2 tRNA genes and 3 rRNA genes are annotated in these 5,588 nt (G+C 44.8%); all 5 read left to right on the top strand.

The features are described from left to right. The first annotated feature begins 453 nt into the window (after nucleotides 1-453). Nucleotides 454-1,975, top strand: a 16S ribosomal RNA gene (locus RH81_RS16060). An 84-nt stretch (nucleotides 1,976-2,059) separates the two neighbouring features. Continuing rightward, a tRNA-Ile gene (locus tag RH81_RS16055) sits at nucleotides 2,060-2,133 on the top strand. An 85-nt stretch (nucleotides 2,134-2,218) separates the two neighbouring features. Then, nucleotides 2,219-2,292: transfer RNA gene (locus tag RH81_RS16050), tRNA-Ala, on the top strand. Nucleotides 2,293-2,538: 246 nt separating this feature from the next. Then, nucleotides 2,539-5,357, top strand: a 23S ribosomal RNA gene (locus tag RH81_RS16045). Nucleotides 5,358-5,452: 95 nt separating this feature from the next. Beyond that, nucleotides 5,453-5,560 (top strand): 5S ribosomal RNA (gene rrf, locus RH81_RS16040). Together the 16S, 23S and 5S rRNA genes with 2 tRNA genes alongside form the textbook arrangement of a ribosomal RNA operon. The last annotated feature ends 28 nt before the right edge of the window (nucleotides 5,561-5,588 follow it).

The raw sequence follows: 5,588 nt of genomic DNA, 5'->3' as shown, positions 1-5,588 counted from the left end.
TTGATTTGGTTTGAAGATAATTAAAAGTGATTAATTATTTGATTGCAACGCACTCATAATAAGGTATTAGAATGGAGTTAAAAAAATAGTTTAAAAATAGTTCAAAAAAGATTTGGTTGAAAGAAAGAAGTGATTGTATATTTGCACCCGCTAAGCGAGATATGTTTAGCACAAGTTCTAATAAGATATTTGATATTTCGGAGGGTTAAAAAAATAATTCAAAAAAAATAACAAATAGTATTGTAGGAATAAAAAAAGGGTTTTATATTTGCACCCGCTTAAGGCATAAAAGTTTTAAGAAATAAATAAAAAGTTCATTAACATATTGAATTGACAGCGTAAGAAAGTTATTGGAAACGATAATTTTCAAAACAAAAGAATAGACCATTTTGAGTACTGAAATTAAACAATTTCGATTAGTTGTTAAAAAATAGTCGTAAGACTTAAAATTTAACGATGAAGAGTTTGATCCTGGCTCAGGATGAACGCTAGCGGCAGGCCTAACACATGCAAGTCGAACGGTAACATTGGTGCTTGCACCAGATGACGAGTGGCGCACGGGTGCGTAACGCGTATACAATCTACCTTTTACAGAGGGATAGCCCAGAGAAATTTGGATTAATACCTTATAGTATTATTTTATGGCATCATAAAATAATTAAAGATTTATCGGTAAAAGATGAGTATGCGTTCTATTAGTTAGTTGGAGTGGTAACGGCACCCCAAGACAGCGATAGATAGGGGCCCTGAGAGGGGGATCCCCCACACTGGTACTGAGACACGGACCAGACTCCTACGGGAGGCAGCAGTGAGGAATATTGGACAATGGAGGCAACTCTGATCCAGCCATGCCGCGTGCAGGAAGACGGCCCTATGGGTTGTAAACTGCTTTTATACAGGAAGAAACACTCCCTCGTGAGGGAGCTTGACGGTACTGTAAGAATAAGGACCGGCTAACTCCGTGCCAGCAGCCGCGGTAATACGGAGGGTCCGAGCGTTATCCGGAATCATTGGGTTTAAAGGGTCCGTAGGTGGATAATTAAGTCAGAGGTGAAATCCTGCAGCTCAACTGTAGAATTGCCTTTGAAACTGGTTATCTTGAGTTATTATGAAGTAGTTAGAATATGTAGTGTAGCGGTGAAATGCATAGATATTACATAGAATACCAATTGCGAAGGCAGATTACTAATAATATACTGACACTGATGGACGAAAGCGTGGGGAGCGAACAGGATTAGATACCCTGGTAGTCCACGCCGTAAACGATGGTTACTAGCTGTTCGGACTTCGGTCTGAGTGGCTAAGCGAAAGTGATAAGTAACCCACCTGGGGAGTACGTTCGCAAGAATGAAACTCAAAGGAATTGACGGGGGCCCGCACAAGCGGTGGAGCATGTGGTTTAATTCGATGATACGCGAGGAACCTTACCAGGGCTTAAATGTAGATTGACAGGACTAGAGATAGTTTTTCCTTCGGGCAATTTACAAGGTGCTGCATGGTTGTCGTCAGCTCGTGCCGTGAGGTGTCAGGTTAAGTCCTATAACGAGCGCAACCCCTGTTGTTAGTTGCCAGCGAGTCATGTCGGGAACTCTAACAAGACTGCCAGTGCAAACTGTGAGGAAGGTGGGGATGACGTCAAATCATCACGGCCCTTACGTCCTGGGCTACACACGTGCTACAATGGTAGGGACAGAGAGCAGCCACTGCGCGAGCAGGAGCGAATCTATAAACCCTATCACAGTTCGGATCGGAGTCTGCAACTCGACTCCGTGAAGCTGGAATCGCTAGTAATCGCATATCAGCCATGATGCGGTGAATACGTTCCCGGGCCTTGTACACACCGCCCGTCAAGCCATGGAAGCTGGGAGTGCCTGAAGTCCGTCACCGTAAGGAGCGGCCTAGGGTAAAATTAGTAACTAGGGCTAAGTCGTAACAAGGTAGCCGTACCGGAAGGTGCGGCTGGAACACCTCCTTTCTAGAGAAAGACGACTAAGCGAGATAAGTAAGAAAAGATATAGTTTATTCTTTTGCTGTTAATTTAATTAATCTATTATAGTAGAGTCTCATAGCTCAGCTGGTTAGAGCGCTACACTGATAATGTAGAGGTCGGCAGTTCGAGTCTGCCTGAGACTACTAACTATAATAAAATAAAGGAAATTCTAGAAGTTGAGAATTCTAAATTCAAAATTGAGAATTCTTAAAAGATAAGAATTACAATGGGGAATTAGCTCAGCTGGCTAGAGCGCCTGCCTTGCACGCAGGAGGTCACCGGTTCGACTCCGGTATTCTCCACGATTCTGTTTTAAACAGAAAGAAGTTCATTGACATATTGAAAAAAGATACATAAAAATAAAGAGATTAGATTTATCTAATTTTCAAATAATATTTATGGATTAATTAGAATCACAACGAGCGATTTCTAATTAATCACATTGTTTAGTTTATGAGGTGTAAGAAACAAGAATTAGTATTTATTTACTAAGTATTGAGACTGAAAATTATAAACTGAATAGTAACTCATTAAAAAGACAAAAAGTACAATAAGCTAAATAAGAGCGTATGGGGAATGCCTAGGCTCTCAGAGGCGATGAAGGACGTGATAAGCTGCGAAAAGCTGCGGGGATTGGCACATACAAATCGATCCGCAGATATCCGAATGGGGCAACCCAGCATATTGAAGATATGTTATCCGCAAGGAGGCGAACCCGGAGAACTGAAACATCTAAGTACCCGGAGGAGAAGAAAACAAAAGTGATTCCGATAGTAGCGGCGAGCGAAATCGGATTAGCCCAAACCAGTATTGTTACGGCAATACTGGGGTTGTAGGACCACGATATTTGATGCGTAATGAATTAGAACACTTTGGAAAAAGTGACCATAGAGGGTGATAGTCCCGTATAAGTAAAGATCGTTATTGATAGTGGTATCCTGAGTAGTGCGGGGCACGTGAAACCCTGTATGAATTTGGCGGGACCATCCGTTAAGGCTAAATACTCCTGAGAGACCGATAGTGAACTAGTACCGTGAGGGAAAGGTGAAAAGAACCTTGAATAAAGGAGTGAAAAAGATCCTGAAACCATACGCTTACAAGCGGTCGGAGCCCTTTGGGGTGACGGCGTGCCTTTTGCATAATGAGCCTACGAGTTACCGTTGCTAGCAAGGTTAAGGACTTCAGGTCCGCAGCCGTAGCGAAAGCGAGTCTGAATAGGGCGCTTTAGTTAGTAGTGGTAGACGCGAAACCGTGTGATCTACCCATGGGCAGGGTGAAGCTGTGGTAACACACAGTGGAGGCCCGAACCGATATACGTTGAAAAGTGTTCGGATGACCTGTGGGTAGGGGTGAAAGGCCAATCAAACTCGGAAATAGCTCGTACTCCCCGAAATGCATTTAGGTGCAGCGTTGATTTATAGTTTTATAGAGGTAGAGCTACTGATTGGATGCGGGGGCTTCACCGCCTACCAATTCCTGACAAACTCCGAATGCTATAAAATGTTAATCAGCAGTGAGGGCATGGGTGCTAAGGTCCATGTCCGAGAGGGAAAGAACCCAGACCATCAGCTAAGGTCCCCAAATATATGTTAAGTTGAATAAACGAGGTTGAACTGCTTTGACAGCTAGGATGTTGGCTTGGAAGCAGCCATTCATTTAAAGAGTGCGTAACAGCTCACTAGTCGAGCGGTTCGGCATGGATAATAATCGGGCATAAACATATTACCGAAGCTATGGACTTGTAAAAGTGGTAGGGGAGCATTGTAGTGTCGTCGAAGGTTTGCTGTGAGGCATTCTGGAGAAGCTACAAAAGAAAATGTAGGCATAAGTAACGATAATGCGGGCGAGAAACCCGCACACCGAAAGACTAAGGTTTCCTCAGCTATGCTAATCAGCTGAGGGTTAGTCGGGACCTAACGCGAACCCGAAAGGGGAAGTGGATGGACAACAGGTTAATATTCCTGTACCTGCTCACACTAAAAGTGACGGAGGCGTGTATTTGGTGCGTACTGACGGAATAGTACGTTGAAGCGAGTAGTAATACCGCGATAGTACACTGAGACTACGGTCAAGGTGATAATCCAGAGAAGCGACTTCCAAGAAAAGCGAGTGAAGCAGCCCGTACCCTAAACCGACACAGGTAGTTGGGATGAGAATTCTAAGGTGCTCGAGAGATTCATGGCTAAGGAACTAGGCAAAATCGGCCCGTAACTTCGGGAGAAGGGTCGCCCACAGCAATGTGGGCCGCAGTGAAAAGGTCCAGGCGACTGTTTATCAAAAACACAGGGCTCTGCTAAATCGAAAGATGATGTATAGGGCCTGACACCTGCCCGGTGCTGGAAGGTTAAGTGGAGGGTTTAGCTTCGGCGAAGATCTGAAATGAAGCCCCAGTAAACGGCGGCCGTAACTATAACGGTCCTAAGGTAGCGAAATTCCTTGTCGGGTAAGTTCCGACCTGCACGAATGGTGTAACGATCTGGACACTGTCTCAGCCATGAGCTCGGTGAAATTGTAGTATCGGTGAAGATGCCGATTACCCGCAGTGGGACGAAAAGACCCCGTGCACCTTTACTATAGCTTAGTATTGGTTTTGGATAAGTAATGTGTAGGATAGGTGGGAGACTTTGAAGCGGCGTCGCTAGGCGTTGTGGAGTCATTGTTGAAATACCACCCTTTGCTTATCTAGAGTCTAACTTCGAGAGAAGGACAGTGCTTGGTGGGTAGTTTGACTGGGGTGGTCGCCTCCAAAAGAGTAACGGAGGCTTCTAAAGGTTCCCTCAGCACGCTTGGTAACCGTGCGTAGAGTGCAATGGCATAAGGGAGCTTGACTGAGAGACATACAGGTCGATCAGGTACGAAAGTAGAGCATAGTGATCCGGTGGTTCCGCATGGAAGGGCCATCGCTCAAAGGATAAAAGGTACGCCGGGGATAACAGGCTGATCTCCCCCAAGAGCTCATATCGACGGGGGGGTTTGGCACCTCGATGTCGGCTCGTCACATCCTGGGGCTGGAGAAGGTCCCAAGGGTTGGGCTGTTCGCCCATTAAAGTGGCACGCGAGCTGGGTTCAGAACGTCGTGAGACAGTTCGGTCTCTATCTACTGTGGGCGTTAGAAATTTGAGTGGATCTGACTCTAGTACGAGAGGACCGAGTTGGACTAACCTCTGGTGTACCAGTTGTTCCGCCAGGAGCATTGCTGGGTAGCTACGTTGGGAAAGGATAAGCGCTGAAAGCATATAAGCGCGAAACCTACCACAAGATGAGATTTCTTTAAAGGGTCGTGGAAGATGACCACGTTGATAGGCTATAGGTGTAAAGGCAGTAATGTCATAGCCGAGTAGTACTAATAACCCATAGGCTTATTGTACGCCTGTTTTTTTTCTAGTTACAATATTATTTTTATGATGTTTTTTTTCAATATGTTAAGATATTAGTGTTGATTATTTATAACAACCAAAAATTTAAGGTGGTTATAGCGATGGGGCTCACCTCTTACCATTCCGAACAGAGAAGTTAAGCCCATTTGCGCCGATGGTACTGCATTTGTGGGAGAGTAGGTCGTCGCCTTTTTTAAAGCCCTTCATAGAAATATGAAGGG

Source organism: Psychroserpens jangbogonensis (assembly GCF_000797465.1).
In the GTDB taxonomy this organism is placed as follows: domain Bacteria; phylum Bacteroidota; class Bacteroidia; order Flavobacteriales; family Flavobacteriaceae; genus Psychroserpens; species Psychroserpens jangbogonensis.
This window is presented reverse-complemented; position numbering and strand designations above follow the sequence as displayed.